General features: G+C 66.7%; 11 protein-coding genes. 8 read left to right on the top strand and 3 right to left on the bottom strand.

Features of this window, described 5'->3' with window-relative positions; genetic code table 11:
- Window positions 1–256 precede the first annotated feature (256 nt).
- Window positions 257–520 (bottom strand): hypothetical protein, encoded by a 264-nt coding sequence (locus AVTE2539_RS06570; RefSeq protein ID WP_284409047.1) that lies wholly within the window; start codon window positions 518–520, stop codon window positions 257–259.
- A gap of 7 nt (window positions 521–527) precedes the next feature.
- Between AVTE2539_RS06570 and AVTE2539_RS06565 the strand changes: the two genes are divergently transcribed.
- From AVTE2539_RS06565 to AVTE2539_RS06530, 8 genes are all read left to right on the top strand, one after another.
- Complete coding sequence (locus tag AVTE2539_RS06565) at window positions 528–3,707, top strand: non-ribosomal peptide synthetase (RefSeq protein WP_349817199.1); 3,180 nt, start codon at window positions 528–530, stop codon at window positions 3,705–3,707.
- Window positions 3,708–3,766: 59 nt separating this feature from the next.
- Window positions 3,767–4,750: an aldo/keto reductase gene (locus tag AVTE2539_RS06560; RefSeq protein ID WP_284409042.1), complete on the top strand. Its 984-nt coding sequence runs from the start codon at window positions 3,767–3,769 to the stop codon at window positions 4,748–4,750.
- A gap of 49 nt (window positions 4,751–4,799) precedes the next feature.
- On the top strand, window positions 4,800–5,522 hold the full coding sequence (locus AVTE2539_RS06555) for a sulfotransferase-like domain-containing protein (RefSeq protein WP_284409040.1): 723 nt from the start codon (window positions 4,800–4,802) through the stop codon (window positions 5,520–5,522).
- 102 nt (window positions 5,523–5,624) lie between these two features.
- Window positions 5,625–6,491, top strand: coding sequence for a family 3 encapsulin nanocompartment shell protein (locus AVTE2539_RS06550; RefSeq protein ID WP_284403369.1), 867 nt, complete (start codon window positions 5,625–5,627; stop codon window positions 6,489–6,491).
- 56 nt (window positions 6,492–6,547) lie between these two features.
- A complete protein-coding gene (locus AVTE2539_RS06545) occupies window positions 6,548–7,720 on the top strand; it encodes an MFS transporter (RefSeq protein WP_284403366.1) in 1,173 nt (390 codons plus the stop codon).
- A gap of 60 nt (window positions 7,721–7,780) precedes the next feature.
- Window positions 7,781–8,680 carry a sulfate adenylyltransferase subunit CysD gene (gene cysD, locus AVTE2539_RS06540; RefSeq protein WP_284409038.1) on the top strand — a complete coding sequence of 300 codons (900 nt, stop codon included), beginning with the start codon at window positions 7,781–7,783 and terminating at the stop codon, window positions 8,678–8,680.
- Complete coding sequence (gene cysN, locus AVTE2539_RS06535) at window positions 8,680–10,587, top strand: sulfate adenylyltransferase subunit CysN (RefSeq protein ID WP_284409036.1); 1,908 nt, start codon at window positions 8,680–8,682, stop codon at window positions 10,585–10,587. The genes cysD and cysN overlap by 1 nt, the downstream gene beginning before the upstream one ends.
- Entirely contained in the window at window positions 10,584–11,801 is a 1,218-nt protein-coding gene (locus tag AVTE2539_RS06530) for an NAD(P)/FAD-dependent oxidoreductase (RefSeq protein ID WP_284409033.1), read from the top strand. The genes cysN and AVTE2539_RS06530 overlap by 4 nt, the downstream gene beginning before the upstream one ends.
- Before the next feature lie 174 nt (window positions 11,802–11,975).
- Here AVTE2539_RS06530 and AVTE2539_RS06525 read toward each other — a convergent pair whose 3' ends face one another.
- Together AVTE2539_RS06525 and acnB are read right to left on the bottom strand one after the other, a co-directional pair.
- Complete coding sequence (locus AVTE2539_RS06525) at window positions 11,976–12,440, bottom strand: hypothetical protein (protein ID WP_284409031.1); 465 nt, start codon at window positions 12,438–12,440, stop codon at window positions 11,976–11,978.
- Window positions 12,441–12,667: 227 nt separating this feature from the next.
- Window positions 12,668–15,253 carry a bifunctional aconitate hydratase 2/2-methylisocitrate dehydratase gene (gene acnB / locus AVTE2539_RS06520; protein WP_272564078.1) on the bottom strand — a complete coding sequence of 862 codons (2,586 nt, stop codon included), beginning with the start codon at window positions 15,251–15,253 and terminating at the stop codon, window positions 12,668–12,670.
- Between the last annotated feature and the right edge of the window lie 33 nt (window positions 15,254–15,286).

Below are 15,286 nucleotides of genomic sequence, written 5' to 3'. Positions count from 1 at the left end.
AGCCTTCAGAAAATCCCACAGAAAAAGAAATGTCCGGTGGCACCTACGCCCTCGGCAGCCATGTTCTGGGGCAGTACTCGCGTCGGGCAGAGGTTGTGCCGGACGGCGAAGCGCGGATGGACTTCAGGGCATTGGCTGCCGTGGCCGCATTCGAGCTCTGCGACCGGCTCGACCTGCAAATCCCCGTCGCGGTGCTGGACTTCTGGCGCAGCCGCGTGCCACGCACGTCGGGCTTCGAGGTGCGGCCGGCAGTGCATCAACCGATGTTCCGTGCCTTGTGGCCTGCCAATACCGATGCCCAATGGAGAAAATGCCCCGCCAACCAAGTTGGTGCATTCATCGATTTATCCAGAAAAATTCCCGAAAATGGTGCGCTCATCGTGCAACTGGCGGACCACACCACTCCCATTGAAATCGGATCCGCCAAAATTCTGATCCACTGCCAACTGGAAAATGAAATAGCGTCCGCCGTGGTGATTGCCAATGCGCGCGATTTTGCAGCACCGGCCTGCAATGCCATTGCCGAGATGTATCTGGAAATCCTGTGCACCATGATGGGGGACAAGAATATATCCGCGTCGCAGGCAGCGGGCATTGGAGTTGCATCGCTTCAATATGCAATCAATATGCTCTCCGGCCATTCACACGAATATGGACCGTTTCTTTCGATTCCCGATTGGCTGGAACAATCGGCGGATCGCCACAGGGACAAGGTAGCGTATTTTTTCGGCAATTCAGCGCTCAGTTACCGGGACTTCAACGGCAAAGCCAACGCTTTGGCCGGCCTGCTGGCAGCCCGTGGAACCGGGTCGGCCACGCCCGTTCCGGTGCTGCTGGGCAACAGCCTGGAGCTGCCCGTCTGCTACTTCGCGCTGATGAAGCTGGGCGCTGCGTTCGTTCCTCTGGACCCGGGCTGGCCGATGGAGCGTCGCGAGCAAGCCCTGGAGGCGCTGAACAGCCACACGGTGCTGTGCACCGACGCTTCCAACGTACCGGCCAGCCACCGGAACCGTGCGGTGGCGGTCGACGTCGCCCTTCTCGACGGTACCTCGGCCGCCCGCATGCAGGCCCCCATTGCCCCTGAACAGGCCATCTACGGCATCTTCACTTCTGGAACGACCGGACGGCCCAAATGCGCCATGAACAACCATGCGGGACTGACCAACCGGTTCCAGTTCATGACGCGCTATTTCCACCGCGACGGCGGCATACGGTGCGTGCTGCAGAACACGCGGCACACCTTCGATTCGTCGGTATGGCAGTTGTTTTGGCCGCTGACGGCCGGGGGCAGCACCGTGATTCCGCAGGAGGGGGCCCACCTCGACCTCGAAGGCACGGTAGAGACGATTGCACGGCACGGCGTCGACATGACGGATTTCGTGCCCAGCGTGTTCAACCAACTGGTGGTGCTGGCAGAGCACAGCCATGACATCCGCCGTCGGCTCGCCACGCTGCGTGAACTGGTGGTGGGTGGCGAAGAGATCACGCCGCAAATGGTGCACCGGCTGCGTGCCATCCTGCCAGCGCTGCGAATCACCAATGCGTATGGTCCGACGGAAACCTCGATCGGAATGGTGTTCCACCCGGTCGAGGATGCCGACGGACTGTCGATCCCGCTGGGACGGCCGATCGACAACTGCAATGTCGTCGTCGTGGACTCAGCGCTTCGGCCCTTGCCGCCCGGCGCCCGGGGCGAACTGCTGGTGGGCGGCGTGTGCGTCGGTAACGGCTATCTGCACGATGCACAGCGCACGGCGGCCGCCTTCGTGGACAACCCTTTTGCCTCGATTGCGGGGGCCAAGCTCTACCGTACCGGCGACCTCGGCTATTTCGACAGCCTGGGCCGGCTGCGCTTTTCGGGCCGCAGGGATTTTCAGGTGAAGGTCGGTGGGGTGCGCATCGAACTGGGCGAAATCGAAAGCGCCGCGGAGCAATGCCCTGGCGTGAACCACGCCAAAGCGATGACCGTGGGCCAGGGTGACGACCGGGCACTGGCCTTGTTTGCCGCCGGCGATGCCGGCCTGACACGCGACGCGCTGGAATCCCACCTGCGCGGGGCATTGCCGCGCCACACCGTGCCGCGGCACATCGTGCTGCTGGCAGAGATGCCGACCACCGACAACGGCAAGCTCGACCGCAGGGCGCTGCTGAGCCAGCTCGAGCGCCCTGCCCTGGACACCGCGGCGGACACGTCCGTGCAGCAAGACGCGGCCATTTCGCTGGCCGATGCCGTGCTGGCGGTCTTTCGCCGTCAGTTGCACCAGCCGGCCCTGGGCGCGGACGATCCATTTTTCGACCATGGCGGCGATTCGCTGCAGGCCGTGTCGCTGATCGTGTCGCTGGAAAAACGCTTTGGCGTGCCCGTGCGCATCGCGGAACTGATGGCGCAGCCGACCGCGCGGCAGATCGCTGGCTGCATCGAAGCGAAACAGCGCAGCGCCACCCCGGGCCATTGCGAAGGCCGCGAAGAAAGCCAGGAACCCCAGGACGAACAGGCGATGGAACGCGATGCCACGCTGCCCGCCGGCTGGGTCGCAGCACGCCGGTCGGACCACAACGCACCAAGGCGGCCTTCCAGCATCTTCATGACGGGTGCCACCGGTTTCGTGGGCAGCCACCTGGTTCGCGAAATCCTGTCGAGCGACGCCACCGCGACGGTGCATGCCCTGTGCCGGCATGCCGGCAACGCACAGTCGGCAATGGAGAAAGACTTGCAGGAACGAGGCCTGTGGCGGCCGGACTTTGCAGGTCGGCTGGTGGCCGTTCCGGGCGATCTGGGCCAGCCGGCCTTCGGCCTGGAAGCGGCCGCCTGGCGCCAGCTCTCGCAATCGTGCGACGCCGTGCTGCATTGCGGGGCGATGGTCAACTTTCTGTACGACTACGGCGCCCACCGCGCGACCAATGTTCTGGGCACCCGGGAGGCGCTGCGCCTGGCCCTGGAGGGCCGGGCCAAGCCGCTGCACCACATCTCCACCCTCGGGACGCTGGACCAGCACGCCGCGCTGCAGGCTTCGCCGCTCGCCGAGGACTTCGACCTCGCTCAGGGCGTCCGGCCCGCCAGTGGCTACAGCCGCTCCAAATGGGCAGCGGAGCGCCTGCTCGACGCAGCGCGAAGGCAAGGCGCCAATGTATCGATCTACCGGCTGGGCGAGGTCATGCCGGCCGCCGCAGAGGGTCTGCTTCAGCGGCCCAATGAGCGCGCGCTGACCCACTTTCTGCTGACGGCCATCGCGCACCTGGGGGTCCGGCCGGCCGCGGAGATCGTCTCCGACTGGTCGCCTGCGGACTACGTGGCGCGCCGCGTGGTGCTCGCCATGCGTTCGCCCCAGGCATGGGGCCGCACCTTCCATTTGCTGCATCCACAGCGAATGGCCTTTCCGACGATCTTCGAAGCCGCCGGCACCCCGATGCCGCAGGTGTCCTGCACGGCCTGGATGGAGCGGCTCGATGCGGCCGTGGCAGCGGGCGGCCCGCGGGCACTCACCGTGGTCCGCCGCCTGCTGCCATCCGCAGGCGATGAACGGGCCTTCGCCGACGCACTGTCCGCACTGCTGACGGACAACCCCCGTCTTTTCCGGCGCGAAGAATGTGCGGGGCTGGAGCAGGCCATGGCCGCGGAAGACGGCAGGGACTTCTCAGCCTCCATCGGCCGCTACGCGCGGCAGTTGCTCCGGTCCGGTGCCGCAGCGCCATCGGCCGTGGGCTGATCCCCTCGACTGCTTTGGTTTCCCGTATTTCTTTTCTTTGATCGACAGGAGGGGGCGCGATGCACTATCGACGGATGGGCCGGCTTGGCTGGCAGGTGAGCGAAGTGGGCTATGGCATGTGGGGGATCGCGGGAGGTCCGGGCAACTTCACTGGCGCCAACTACGAAACGGCGCCGCGCTGCCTGGAGCGCGCGGTGGAACTGGGCTGCAACTTCTTCGACACCGCCTGGGTGTACGGGCGCGGCATCAGCGAGCAGATGCTGGGCAGCCTGCTGCGTGCGCACACGGGCGACCGGCTGTACGTGGCAACCAAGATCCCGCCGAAGAACCGTGAATGGCCGCCCCGACCGAGCGACCGCCTGCAGGACGTGTTTCCGGCCGATCACATCCGCGAGTTCACGATGAAGAGCCTGGAAAACCTGGGCACGGATCGCATCGACCTGATGCAGCTGCATGTCTGGGAAGATCGCTGGGCGGACGAAGAAGAATGGCAGCGCGCATTGGGGGACCTGCGTGCCGAAGGGCTGATCGAGGGCATCGGCATCAGCGTCAACCGCTGGGAGCCGGACAACTGCCTGCGGGCCATCGACACCGGGCTGATCGACGTGATCCAGGTGATCTACAACATCTTCGATCAGGCCCCGGAAGACCGGCTGTTCCAGGTGGCTGCTCAGAAGGACATCGGCCTCATCGCGCGGGTGCCTTTCGATGAGGGCGGGCTGACGGGAACGCTGTCCCACGACACGGTGTTCCCGGCCGAGGACTGGCGATCGACCTACTTCGGGCCGGAAAACCTTGGCCCCACCGTGGACCGCGCCGAGCGGCTGCGCACGGTGTTGCCCGAGGGCATGGCATTGCCCGAGATGGCGCTGCGTTTCATCCTGCACCACCCGGCAGTCTCGACGGTGATTCCCGGCATGCGCCAGCTGCGCAACGTCGAGGCCAATCTGAGCGTGAGCGACGGGCGCCGGATGGAGGCTCCGCTGCTGCAGACGCTGCGCGCGCACCGCTGGGACCGCTCGCCCACCGCGTGGTCCCAGTGAAGGGCCATCCGGCCGAGCCCCCTCTCGCCCCCTTTTTCCGGAGCCTTGCATGAAACAGATCATTGCCCTGTGGGCGCATCAACGCGCGCTGTCCACCGCCTTCCTGCGCATGATGATCGAGCGCAACGACGTCACCGTGATCCATGAGCCCCTGGTGACACTGCTCGACACGGGCGAAGTGCCCCTGCCCGATGGTTCGGGCGGCCAGGTGGTGGTGCGGTCCGAGCGCGCCTTCTTCGACCACCTGCGCACACTGGCAGCGCATCGCCCCGTGTTCTTCAAGGACACGGTGGAGCACCGCTACCGGTACCTATTCGACCACCCCGAGGAGGTGGCGGACATCGAACACACCTTCATCGTGCGCGACCCTGCGCCGACGATCAGTTCGATGTACCACATGAAGCCGACCATCGCCTTGCATGAGGTGGGCTACGAACACCTTTTCGAGATCTTCGAGCTGGCCACCCGGCTCAAGGGGTCGGCCCCGGTGCTCGTCGATGCCGACCGCCTGGTCAAGACACCGCAGGCCGTGGTGCAGCGCTATTGCGAAGAAGTCGGCCTGCCCTTAATCGCCTCGGCCCTTCAATGGCAGCCCGGCGATCGGCCGGAATGGAGCCGCACCCGCCAATGGCATCTGGACGCGATGCGCAGTTCGGGCTTTGCGGCCACCGCCAAGGCGTACCCGGACACCGTCGCCAACAACCCGCTGCTGAAGGGGTACTTCGATCACCACTACCCGTTCTACCAGCAGCTCGTACAGCACGCCATTTGAGGTTCGCGCGTCCGCGCGATTGCCACCCAGTTCCCTTCCAGACACGTTCCGCCTTTCACGTCGTTCTCACCCCTTCCCAACCGAGAGAAAGCAGCCAACACCATGTCGTCGATCCAAGCCAATGCCATCGCCCCCCTCCGCCCCGTCGAGGCCCTGTCCTCCGGCGAACAGTTCGCCCAGGCGTACCTGAAAAAAGGGGACACGACCGAAGTGCACTTCGACTTCACCATCACCGAGGCCTTCAAGCCCACGCAGGACCGGCCCCGCCTGATGGTGAGCCAGCTCTTCAGGAAGCGCCTGGTGAGCGAGACGCACAACCGCTTTTGGTCCGAGAGCCGCCCCCCAAAAGTGGAGACCGGCGGCATCCACGAAGGAGACTTGCGCCAGGAGGCCACCTTCCGCTTCGGCATGGGCGAAGGCATCGTGCGCCCGATCTCGGCCTGGGTCCAGCTGCCGCCGGAACTGGCGGGCGACGAGCGCGGCATCGCCGAATTCATCGACTACCGGCTTCTCGTGCGCCTGGCAACGGCGGAAAACCAGGCGCTCACCTTCGGCCCGCACGGCCTTCTCAACCATCCCGGCGTAACGCGGCTGCCCTACGCCACCAGCTACTTCGACGGCATCATGGCCGCCTGCAACGCGATCGAGCAAAACGGTGCCACCGCGCACGCCATGATCGTGAACCCGGTGGACTACTACCACGGCCTTCTGGGCAAAGGCATCCTGGGCGACCTGCAGCAAAACGGCACGAAGATCGTGCGCACCCGCATGGTGGCCCCGGGCTGTGCGCTGGTCGGCGATTTCGCGGTTGCGGCGCGCATCCTGCACACGGGCAAGTCGGTCATCCGCGTGGGTACGCCACCCGCCGGCACCTTCGCCACGGAAGGCACGGCGGTCTGCGCGGAGATCTACGAAGGGTTGGCAGTGCACCTGCCCACACACTTCTTCCATGTCGTGAAGGCCGACTGAGCCCCGCAGCACCGCGCGCGGGATGGCCCGCGCGCCCATCGACAAGGACTGCCCCCATGAACGCCCCACAGACCGGCCTGGCTTTCTACCGGCCTTTCATGCCGATCTTCCTCGGCCTTTTCTTTTGCCATCTGGGCATCGGCGCCACGCTGTCGGTGCTGCCGTTCTACGTCAAGGACGCGCTCGGCGGCAGCGATGTGGACGTGGGCACCGTCATCGCCGCCATCGCGGTGGCGGTGGTGCTCACCCGGCCCGTCGCCGGCCGGCTGTCGGACCGCATCGGGCACCGGACGCTGATGCTGCTGGGCGCCCTCCTTTGCGTGCTGGCCGGCGCCGGCTACGCCATGGCGCAGCGGGTGGATGTGCTGACTGCCGTACGGGTGCTGCACGGCATGGGCGAAGGTTGCGCCTTCACCGCCGGGGCCACCTGGCTGGTGGGGCTTGCGCCCACAGCCCGGCGCGGAAAGATCATCGGGCTCTACGGGGTGAGCATGTGGTCGGGCGTGACGCTGGGGGCACTGGCCGGCGCGGCGCTGATGCAGGCAGCCGGGTTCTCCGCCGTCTGGATGCTCTGCGTTGCCGCGCCCCTGGCCGGCTTCGCTTTCGTCATGGCCAAGCCCGCGCCCCCAAAGGTGCCCGCGGCGGCAAAAAGCGCGCTCTTTCCTCGGTCGGCGTGCCTTCCCGGCGTCACCCTGGCGCTGGGGTCCATGGGGTATGCCGCGCTGGCCTCGTTCGTCTCGCTGTACATGGCGGCCAAGGGCATCGACAACGGCATCCTGGCATTCAACGTGTTCGGCTTCGCATATGTGGGATCACGGCTTTTTCTTGGCCATTGGCCCGACCAGTTCGGGCCATATCGCGTTGCCCTGTGGGCGGCATTGGGCGAGGCCGTGGGCCTGCTGCTGCTCGCCATCGCGCCCAACCTCATGGTGGCGGTGCTGGGTGGGCTGGCGATGGGGCTCGGACTCTCGCTGTTCTACCCCTCGCTGGCACTGATCGTCATCCAGAAGACCGAGCCGGCCCACCACGGCGCCGCGCTCGGCATGTTCACCTCGTTCTGGGATCTGGGCATCGCTGCCGGGGGCGTCGTGGCCGGGTTCGTTGCGGCCCGCTTCGGCTATGCCGAGATCTACGGCGTGATGCTGGCGGCCACGCTTGCCAGCACGGTCGGCGTGATGCTGCTGTGGATGCCGCTGCGCGCTCGCGGGCGGCCATCGCTGCCGTCATGAGGCACGCCCTCCGGCCACACCCTCATATTCAGACACCTCTTTTTTCAAGGAGCCGACGACATGTTTCTCGATCATCTGCAGCGGCTGGAAGCCGAGAGCATCCACATCCTGCGCGAGACGGTGGCGGAGGCGGACAACCCCGTCATGCTGTATTCCATCGGCAAGGACAGCTCGGTGATGCTCCATCTCGCGATGAAGGCGTTCTACCCCGCACGGCCGCCATTCCCGCTGCTGCACGTGGACACGCTTTGGAAGTTCCGCGAGATGATCGCCTTCCGGGACCAGCGGGCGCGGGACACCGGCATGGAGTTGCTCGTGCACAGCAACCCCGACGGCATCGCGATGGGCATCGACCCTTTCGTGCATGGATCGGCGGTGCACACCGACCTCATGAAAACCCAGGCGCTCAAGCAGGCGCTGGACCACCACCGGTTCGACGCCGCCTTCGGCGGAGCGCGCCGCGACGAAGAAAAATCGCGCGCCAAGGAACGCGTGTTCTCGCTGCGGTCAGTACACCACCGCTGGGATGCGCGGCGACAGCGGCCCGAGCTCTGGCGGGTCTACAACACCCGCAAGCACCAGGGCGAGAGCATCCGCGTATTCCCCCTCTCCAACTGGACCGAGGCGGACATCTGGCAATACATCGCACGCGAGCAGATTCCCATCGTGCCGCTGTACTTCGCCAAGGAACGGCCCGTGGTGGAACGCAACGGCATGCTGCTCATGGTGGACGACGAGCGCCTGCCCCTCGCCCCGGGCGAACGCCCCCAAATGCGCAGGGTGCGCTTTCGCACGCTGGGCTGCTACCCGCTCACCGGCGCCATCGAAAGCGATGCCGATTCGCTGGAGGCGATCATTGCCGAGACCCTGGCGGCGCACACCTCCGAGCGACAAGGCCGGGCCATCGACCACGATGGCAAAGGCTCCATGGAACTGAAGAAACAGGCGGGGTATTTCTGATGAGCGGCACCCAACCCTCTCCCGCGCCGCAGCGCAGCCTGCTGCGCGTCATCACCTGCGGCAGCGTGGACGACGGCAAGAGCACGCTGATCGGCCGGCTGCTGTACGAATCCAAGAGCCTCTACGAGGACCAGTTGCAGGCGTTGGCCGCCGACTCCCGCAAGTCAGGCACGCAGGGCGGTGCGCTCGACTTCGCGCTGCTGGTCGATGGCCTGGTGGCCGAGCGGGAACAGGGCATCACCATCGACGTAGCCTACCGCTACTTCTCATCGCCCACGCGCAAATTCATCCTGGCCGACACACCGGGCCACCTGCAGTACACGCGCAACATGGCCACCGCGGCCTCCAACGCCGGCGCGGCGATGGTGCTGGTGGATGCGCGCAAAGGGGTGCTCAGCCAGACCCGGCGGCATGCCTACATCGCCGCGCTGCTGGGCATCCGGGCCCTGGCCCTGGTGGTCAACAAGATGGACCTGGTGGACTACCGCGAAGACCGCTTCGCCGAGATCGAAGCGGAGTTCTGCGCGCTGGCGCAGCAGATGGGCCTGCCTGCCCCGGTGTGCATTCCCATGTCGGCCCTGCGAGGGGACAACCTGGTCGAGCGCAGCCTTCAAACGCCGTGGTACCAGGGGCCCACGCTCGGACAGTGGCTGGAGGCCACGGAGGTCGACGAGGCAGGCGCCGCGCGACAGCCGCTTCGGTTTCCGGTGCAATGGGTGAACCGGCCGAGCGAAGACTTTCGGGGCCTGGCAGGCACGGTGGCAGCGGGCAGCGTGCGCGTGGGTGACGCGGTGGTGGTGCAGCCCCGCGCCCAGCTGGCACGCGTGAAGCGCATCGTCACGTACGATGGGGATCTGCCGGCCGCCACGGCGGGCCAGTCGGTCACCCTGGTGCTGGATGCCGAGCTCGACGTCTCGCGCGGCGATCTCATCGCCGACCCGGCCTCTCCCGCGGAAGTGGCCGACCGCATCGAAGCCGACATGGTCTGGTTCAGCGAAACCCCTCTCTTTCCTGGCCGCGGGTACTGGCTCAAATGCGGCCCCCGCACCGTGGGTGCGACCGTCACGCGCATCGTCCACCGGGTGGACATCGAAACCTTCGACCGGCTGCCTGCGGACCAGCTCGACATGAACGCGGTGGGCCTGGTCGAACTGACCCTGGACCAGCCCATTGCCTTTGACGCCTACGACCTCAACCGCGACGCCGGCGGGTTCCTGCTGATCGACCGGATCGACAACGAGACCTCCGGGGCGGGCATGCTCGTGCGTGCCCTGCGCGATGCCGACAACCTCGTTTGGCACCACACCCAGGTCAGCAAGGCGCAGCGGGCCGCCATCAAGCACCAGAAAGGCTGCGTGCTGTGGCTCACCGGGCTTTCCGGCGCCGGCAAATCGACCATCGCCAATCGGGTGGAGCAGCAGTTGCACCGGCGCGGCTGCCACAGCTTTCTGCTGGACGGGGACAACGTCCGGCACGGCCTCAACAAAGACCTGGGGTTCACCGATGCCGACCGGGTCGAGAACATCCGCCGGGTGGGCGAAGTCGCCAGGCTGATGGTGGATGCCGGGCTGATCGTGCTGGTGGCTTTCATCTCGCCGTTCCGTGCCGAACGGCGTGCAGCGCGCGCGCTGCTCGAGGCTGGCGAGTTCCTGGAGGTGTTCATCGACGCGCCGCTGGAGCTCGCCGAGCAGCGCGACCCGAAGGGGCTGTACCGAAAGGCCCGCAGCGGCGCCCTGAAGAACTTCACCGGCATCGACTCGCCCTACGAGCCGCCGGAGCAGCCGGACATCCACATCCAGACGGCGTACATGTCGCCCGAACAGGCCGCCGACTGCATCGTCTCCCGGCTCATCGCCGCGGGGCTGGTGGTGCCGCCCTCGGCGGCGCGCACCGCCGCCACCGCATGAGCCGCACCGGCTCTGCCGGCACGGGCGCCGAGTCGCACTGGGACGCCATCGTCCTGGGCGGGGGCATGGCCGGGGCCAGTTGCGCCTGGGCACTGGCGCAGCACCGGCGGGTGCTGCTGCTGGAGCGCGAGGCGCATTGCGGCTACCACGCAACCGGCCGTTCGGCCGCCCTGTTTTCAGAATATTTCGGTAGCCGGACGGTCCGCGCGCTCACCGCGGCCAGCCGCCCGTTTTTCGAAGCACCCCCTGTCGGCTTTGCTTCAGTGCCGCTCGTGGCGCCGCGCGGCGTGGTGGCGCTGGCAACGCAGGACGACGTGGACTGCGGCCGCATCGACACCGCCCTGGCTGCCGGCCACCATGCCCGCCAACCCGCCCGCGTGATCGGGCTGGACGCGGCGCTGTCGCGCTGCCCGGTCATCGACCCGAGGCCTTACCGCTGCGCGGTGTGGCGCCCCTCGGTCATGGACATCGACGTCGATGCACTGCACCAGAGCTACCTGCGCGGCATCCGGGCCGCCGGCGGCCGCGTGCAGACCGCCGCGGGGGTCGAGTGCGCCGAGGGCGATGCGTCGGGCCACTGGACCGTCCACACGGTGGCGGGCCGGTTTCACACGCCCTGCGTGGTGAACGCCGCAGGCGCCTGGGCCGACGAGGCCGCGCGCCAGGCCGGCGTGGCGACCATCGACCTGGTGCCCAAGCGGCGCACCGCCGTGATCGTGGATCTGCCCGACGGCATGCCCGGCCAGCCCGCGCTGGCGTCCTGGCCGATGGTGACGGACCTTGCCGACACCTTCTATTTCAAGCCCGAGGCCGGGCGCCTGCTGGTCAGCCCCAGCGATGAAACCCCCATGCCGCCCTGCGACGTGCAGCCCGAGGAGTGGGATGTGGCCGTTGCGGTAGATCGGCTGCAACAGGCCACCACCCTGGCTGTGCGTCGCGTGGCCCACCGCTGGGCAGGCCTTCGCAGCTTTGTTGCCGATGGCTCGCCCGTGCTCGGGGCCGCCGGGAATGCGCCTAGCTTCTTCTGGGCCGCCGCGTTGGGCGGGTACGGCATCCAGATCGCACCGGCGGTGGGACAAGCCTTGGCCTCCCTGGTCCTCACGGGGAGCCTGCCGGACCATTTCGTCGAACGCGGGCTTTCGGCCGCCGCTCTGAGCCCGGACCGGCCCACCCTTGCCGAAGCCCCCTGCGAGCGCCTCGAAGCACTGCCATGAGTGGCGGTGGGCCTGAATCGAAACGCCATGGGCGCCTGGTCGATGCGGCCGGCCATCTTTTGCCCAGTGGCTCAGGCCAAGCCGCTACAGGGCGCGCCTGCCCTTGCCCCAGGCGCGTCCACGCAGCGGCCAATACCCGGGCCATCCAAAAGGCAGCCACCCCTGACGCTCAGGTCAGCCGGCATGCTGCTTGAGCACCGTCGGTTCCAACAGCGCACCCGGCCACATCTGCACGAGATAGCGGTCTTCGCCTTCCAGCCCATCGGGAGACAGCGAATCCAGACCCGCGCTGGACAGTCTGACCCGGTACGTTCCAGGCGGCACATCGAACCGGGCCGCATCGGGCAAGTAGTCCGTGCACCCCGCCACGACGAGCGGGCCTGTGGCAATGGCCACCGATCCATCGACCACATGGTCGAACCGGGCCAGTTCGGTCTGCGGCTCGGCCTCAAGCAACTCCAGGGTCACCGGCACCGGCATGTTCCGAGCAGTGCCAAACCCGACGACGCCCTGCGACACGGCCAGCATGCGAAGCGTCGCGGCCTCGTCCCAGGCGCTTGCCAGGTCGCCTGGCGCCGCCTCGTCCTGAAGATAGAACTGGTGGTAATCCGCGAAAAGGGTCAGGCGATGGGATGGCATGGCGGGAGGGCTTTCGGCTGCGCGGTTTGACTGCGGCGCTCCGCGGCGCCATCGATCGGTTACGCCCGATCCTAGCGCCGGGCGAAAGCGCCATCCAGACGCCACCAGACCGTTCAGCATCAAAAAGGCCTCCTGCGCAATAAAAACGCCGGCATCTAGCTATCATTTCAATAGCAAAAGAAAAAGCCCGCCGAAGCGGGCTTTTTCTTCAGGGTGGCAGGCGCCGGTCAGGCGGCGACGCCGTCCGCAACTTCCTTGTACTCCTCGATCTGGTCGAAGTTCATGTACTTGTAGATCTTGTCGCCGTTCTGGTTGAGCACGCCCACATCCGCCAGGTACTCTTCCTTGGACGGAATGCGGCCCAGCTTGGAGCAGATGGCCGACAGTTCGGCGGAACCCAGGTACACGTTCGTGTTCTTGCCCAGGCGGTTGGGGAAGTTGCGGGTGCTGGTGGACATCACCGTGGCGCCTTCCTTGACCTGTGCCTGGTTGCCCATGCACAGCGAGCAGCCCGGCATTTCCATGCGGGCACCGGCCGCGCCGAACACGCCGTAGTGGCCTTCCTCGGTCAGTTGGTGGGCGTCCATCTTGGTGGGCGGCGCCATCCACAGCTTGACCGGGATGTCCTTCTTGCCTTCCAGCAGCTTGGAGGCTGCGCGGAAGTGGCCGATGTTGGTCATGCACGAGCCGATGAACACCTCGTCGATCGTTGCGCCGGCCACGTCGGACAGCGTCTTGGCGTCGTCCGGATCGTTGGGGCAGCAGACGATGGGCTCGGTGATCTCGGCCAGATCGATCTCGATCACGGCGGCGTACTCGGCATCTTCGTCGGGCTGCAGCAGCTGCGGATTGGCCAGCCATGCTTCCATGGCCTTGATGCGGCGCGTGATGGTGCGCGCATCGGCATAGCCCTGGGCGATCATGTTCTTGAGCAGCACGATGTTCGAGTTGATGTACTCGATGATCGGCTCCTTGTTCAGACGCACCGTGCAGCCGGCGGCCGAGCGCTCGGCCGAGGCGTCGGACAACTCGAACGCCTGCTCCACCTTCATGTCCGGCAGGCCTTCGATTTCGAGGATGCGGCCCGAGAAGATGTTCTTCTTGCCCTTCTTCTCGACGGTCAGCAGGCCGGCCTTGATGGCGTACAGCGGAATGGCGTGCACCAGGTCGCGCAAGGTCACGCCGGGCTGCATCGCGCCCTTGAAGCGCACCAGCACCGATTCCGGCATGTCGAGCGGCATCACGCCCGTGGCGGCGGCGAACGCCACCAGGCCCGAGCCGGCGGGGAAGCTGATGCCGATCGGGAAGCGCGTGTGCGAATCGCCGCCCGTGCCCACCGTGTCGGGCAGCAGCATGCGGTTGAGCCAGCTGTGGATGATGCCGTCACCGGGCTTGAGCGAGATGCCGCCGCGCGTGCTGATGAAGTCGGGCAGCTCGTGGTGCATCTTCACGTCCACGGGCTTGGGGTAAGCCGCGGTGTGGCAGAAGGACTGCATCACCAGATCGGCGCTGAAGCCCAGGCAGGCCAGGTCCTTCAGTTCGTCGCGCGTCATCGGGCCGGTGGTGTCCTGCGAGCCGACCGAGGTCATGCGCGGTTCGCAGTAGGTGCCGGGCACCACGCCTTCGCCCTCGGGCAGGCCGCAGGCGCGGCCGACCATCTTTTGCGCCAGCGTGAAGCCCTTGCCGGTGGCGGCGGGGTTCTGCGGCAGGCGGAACAGCGTCGAGGGCGCCAGGCCCAGGGCCTCGCGCGCCTTGGCGGTGAGGCCACGGCCCACGATCAGCGGAATGCGGCCACCGGCGCGCACTTCGTCGAACAGCACTTCGCTCTTGACCTCGAACTCGGCGATGACCTGGCCGTTCTTGAGCGCCTTGCCGGCGTAGGGCAGCAGTTCGATCTCGTCGCCCATGTTCATCTGGCTCACGTCCAGTTCGATGGGCAGCGCGCCCGCGTCTTCCATGGTGTTGTAGAAGATCGGGGCGATCTTGGAGCCCAGGCACACGCCGCCGAAGCGCTTGTTCGGCACGTAGGGGATGTCTTCGCCGGTGAACCACAGCACGCTGTTGGTGGCCGACTTGCGGCTGGAGCCCGTGCCCACCACGTCGCCCACGTAGGCCACGAGGTTGCCCTTGGCGCGCAGGTCTTCGATGAACTTCACCGGGCCGCGCTTGCCGTCTTCCTCGGGCGTGATGCCGTCGCGCTTGTTCTTGAGCATGGCCAGCGCATGCAGCGGAATGTCGGGGCGGCTCCAGGCATCGGGGGCGGGCGACAGGTCGTCGGTGTTGGTTTCGCCCGTGACCTTGAGCACGGTGAGCTTGATGCTCTGCGGCACTTCGGGGCGGCTGGTGAACCACTCGGCGTCGGCCCAGCTTTGCAGGACGGCCTTGGCGAATTCGTTGCCCTTGTCGGCCTTTTCCTTGACGTCATGGAACTGGTCGAACATCAGCAACGTCTTCTTGAGGCCTTCGGCCGCGACGGACGCCACGGCCGCATCGTCCAGCAGGTCGATCAGCGGCGTGAGGTTGTAGCCGCCCAGCATGGTGCCCAGCAGCTCGGTGGCCTTCTCGCGGCCGATCAATGCGCACTTTTCCGTGCCGTGGGCCACGGCCGCCAGGTAGCTGGCCTTGACCTTGGCGGCATCGTCCACACCGGCCGGCACGCGGTAGGTGATCAGGTCCACCAGGGTGGCTTCTTCTCCGGCGGGCGGCGCCTTCAGCAGCTCGATCAGCGAGGCGGTCTGCTTGGCCGTGAGAGGCAGGGGCGGAATGCCCAATGCGGCGCGCTCGGCCACATGGTCACGGTAGGCTTTCAACATATTTTTCTCCGGTGGGTTTTTGGTGTGTGGGGC

The sequence above is a fragment of the Acidovorax sp. SUPP2539 genome (assembly GCF_030158975.1).
Taxonomy (GTDB): Bacteria; Pseudomonadota; Gammaproteobacteria; order Burkholderiales; family Burkholderiaceae_C; genus Paracidovorax.
The sequence above is the reverse complement of the archived record's forward strand: the minus strand, read 5'-3'. Positions and strand labels throughout refer to the sequence as shown.

Bases quoted from the DNA above. Each gene is read 5' to 3' on its own strand.
- acnB (WP_272564078.1), bottom strand. From the start codon at position 15,253: ATGTTGAAAGCCTACCGTGACCATGTGGCCGAGCGCGCCGCATTGGGC.
- cysD (WP_284409038.1), top strand. From the start codon at position 7,781: ATGTTTCTCGATCATCTGCAGCGGCTGGAAGCCGAGAGCATCCACATC.
- cysN (WP_284409036.1), top strand. From the start codon at position 8,680: ATGAGCGGCACCCAACCCTCTCCCGCGCCGCAGCGCAGCCTGCTGCGC.
- AVTE2539_RS06545 (WP_284403366.1), top strand. From the start codon at position 6,548: ATGAACGCCCCACAGACCGGCCTGGCTTTCTACCGGCCTTTCATGCCG.
- AVTE2539_RS06550 (WP_284403369.1), top strand. From the start codon at position 5,625: ATGTCGTCGATCCAAGCCAATGCCATCGCCCCCCTCCGCCCCGTCGAG.
- AVTE2539_RS06570 (WP_284409047.1), bottom strand. From the start codon at position 520: ATGGCATTGCAGGCCGGTGCTGCAAAATCGCGCGCATTGGCAATCACC.
- AVTE2539_RS06560 (WP_284409042.1), top strand. From the start codon at position 3,767: ATGCACTATCGACGGATGGGCCGGCTTGGCTGGCAGGTGAGCGAAGTG.
- AVTE2539_RS06565 (WP_349817199.1), top strand. From the start codon at position 528: ATGTATCTGGAAATCCTGTGCACCATGATGGGGGACAAGAATATATCC.
- AVTE2539_RS06525 (WP_284409031.1), bottom strand. From the start codon at position 12,440: ATGCCATCCCATCGCCTGACCCTTTTCGCGGATTACCACCAGTTCTAT.
- AVTE2539_RS06530 (WP_284409033.1), top strand. From the start codon at position 10,584: ATGAGCCGCACCGGCTCTGCCGGCACGGGCGCCGAGTCGCACTGGGAC.
- AVTE2539_RS06555 (WP_284409040.1), top strand. From the start codon at position 4,800: ATGAAACAGATCATTGCCCTGTGGGCGCATCAACGCGCGCTGTCCACC.